Genomic DNA, 2670 nt, shown 5'->3' with positions numbered 1-2670 from the left:
CCCAGCAGGCGCAGGGCATTGAGCGTGACCAGCACGGTCGCGCCGGTATCGGCCAGGATGGCGATCCACAGCCCGGTGATGCCGAGGACCGAGGTCACCAGGAACACCGCCTTCAGCCCCAGCGCGATGGCGACGTTCTGGCGGATATTGCCCATCGTCGCCCGCGCCAGCCGGATCAGCGCCGGAACGTCCGCCACCCGGTCGCGCAGGATCGCCGCATCCGCCGTCTCCAGCGCCACGTCGGTGCCCGAGCCCATCGCCACCCCGACGCTCGCCTGCTTCAGCGCCGGGGCGTCGTTGATGCCGTCGCCGATCATCATCACGCCCCCCTGCGCGGCCATCTCGCGGATCGCGGCCAGCTTGCCTTCGGGCAGCATCCCGGCGCGATGGTCCATGCCAAGGGCACCCGCGATGGCCTCGGCGGTGCGCGGGTTGTCGCCGGTCAGCATGACCGCGCCGACATCCAGCGCGCGAAGCTGGGCCATCGCCTCGGCGGCATCGGCGCGCGGCTCGTCGCGCATGGCGATCAACCCCAGGGGGCGGCGCGCGCGAAAGACCGCGACCACGGTCTTGCCCTCGCTTTCAAGCGCGGTGGCGCGGCGGATCGCATCGGTTTCGATTCCGCCCTGCTCGGCGGCATGGCGGGGCGAGGATACCCATGCGGGCTCGTCCGCGACGACCGCCTCGACCCCCCGGCCCACCAGCGCCCGCGCCTCGCGCGCGGGCAGCGGGGCCACGCCCGCCTCGGCGGCACGCGCCAGGATGGCCCGCGCCAGCGGATGGCTGGAGCCGGCCTCGACCCCGCCCGCCACCGCCAGCAGCCCGGCCTCGTCCACGCCGGCGGCCGGCACCAGGTCGGTGACCACCGGCCGGCCATGGGTCAGGGTGCCGGTCTTGTCGAAGGCGACTTGGGTGACCTTGGCCGCGGCCTCGATCACCGCGCCGCCCTTCATCAACAGCCCGCGCTTCGCCCCGGCCGAGAGCGAGGAGGCGATCGAGGCCGGGACCGAGATCACCAGCGCGCAGGGGCAGCCGATCAGCAGCAGCGCCAGGCCGCGATAGATCCAGCTCCCCCAGTCCGCGCCGAATGCCAGCGGCGGCACCAGCACCACCAGCGCCGAGACCGCCACCACGGCGGGCATGTACCAGCGGCTGAAGCGGTCGATGAAGCGTTCTGTCGGGGCGCGGGCTTCCTCGGCCTCCTCGACCAGCCGGATGATGCGGGCGATGGTGTTGTCCGCAGGCTCGCGCATGACGCGCACGCGCAGCGCCGCCTCGGTATTGATCGAGCCGGCGAAAACCCCGTCCCCCGGTCCCTTGGTCACCGGCACGCTCTCGCCGGTCACCGGGCTGTCGTCGATGCCGCTCGTGCCCTCGGCGATCTCGCCATCGGCGGGGATGCGGTCGCCGGGCCGGACCAGCACCACCTGGCCGATCTCCAGCCGGTCGGCGGGAACCTCCCGCGTCTTGCCGTTCACCTCCAGCAGCGCGGTCTTGGGCACCAGATCGGCCAGCGCCCGGATGCCGTCGCGCGCACGGCCTGCGGCGACGCCCTCCAGCACCTCGCCCAAGGCGAACAGGAACACGACCAGCGCGGCTTCCTCGGCCGCACCGATGAAGAGGGCGCCGACGGCGGCGATGGTCATCAGGCTTTCGATGGTGAAGGGCTGGCCCAGGCGCAACGCTTCGAAAGCGCGCTTCGCCACCGGGGCGACGCCGATCACGCAGGCCAGCAGGAAGGCCCAATAGCCCCATTCGGCCGTGGTCAGCAGCTCGAAGGCCCAGGCCGCGGCCAGCAGCACGCCGGTCATGACGACCAGCCGGCCCTTGGCGGTGCGATGCCATCTCTGGCCGCGGGCAGCGCCATGGTCGTGGCCATGCGCGGCCGGGGCCGTCGCCAGCGCCATATCCGTCGCAGGCGCGGCATCGGGCAGCACGAAGGCCTTCTTGCGCGGTGCCTCCTGCCCGCGCGGCGCGATGCCAAAGCCCAGGCGCCGAACCGTGTCCTCGATCTGGTCGCGGCTTGTCCCGTCCGGGTGCAGCGTCAGCGACAGCTTCTCGGCCATCAGCCCGACCGAGACCTCGCCCACCCCCGGCATCCGCTCGACCGCCGCGGCGATCTTGCGGGTGCAGGCGGCGCAGTCCATGCCCGTCACCGTCCATTCGACCCGTTCGGCATTTTCGTCACGCATCGTTCATCTCCTGCCCGCGCAGACCGCGGGCCTTGTCCTCGATGATTCGGGAACCTAGGTGCTCCAGCAACTAGAGCTTCAAGGGGTTTCTCATGCTCTCCATCGGAAAACTCAGCCGGGCGGCCGGGGTGAAGGTGCCGACGATCCGCTATTACGAGCAGATCGGCCTGCTGCCCCAGCCCGAGCGGACGGCGGGCAACCAGCGGCTTTACGCGCGAAAGACGCAAGAGCGGCTGGCCTTCATCCGCCACGCCCGCGACCTGGGCTTTCCGCTCGAGGCGATCCGCGAGTTGCTGGGCCTGTCGGACCGGCCGGACATCCCCTGCGCCGCCGCCGACGAGATCGCCGGCCGCCAGCTTGCGGCGGTCAATGCCCGCATCGCCCGGCTGACGGTGTTGCGCGACGAATTGCAGCGCATGCTGGCGCAATGCGCCTGCGGCACCATCGCCGACTGCCGGGTGATCGAGGTGCTGGGCAA

Annotated in this window: 2 protein-coding genes; one reads left to right on the top strand and one right to left on the bottom strand. The window is 71.8% G+C overall.

Annotated elements, in window-relative coordinates; genetic code table 11:
* Positions 1–2192 (bottom strand): heavy metal translocating P-type ATPase (locus IT40_RS26175; RefSeq protein ID WP_036761406.1); only part of this gene is annotated, 2192 nt, incomplete at its 3' end.
* 92 nt (positions 2193–2284) lie between these two features.
* On the opposite strand from IT40_RS26175, the gene IT40_RS26170 reads away from it, so the two are divergent.
* Positions 2285–2670: MerR family transcriptional regulator (locus IT40_RS26170; protein WP_036761405.1), on the top strand; the 386-nt coding region annotated here is incomplete at its 3' end.

Origin of the sequence: Paracoccus versutus (assembly GCF_000763885.1) — a bacterium.
GTDB lineage: Bacteria > Pseudomonadota > Alphaproteobacteria > Rhodobacterales > Rhodobacteraceae > Paracoccus > Paracoccus versutus.
This window is presented reverse-complemented; position numbering and strand designations above follow the sequence as displayed.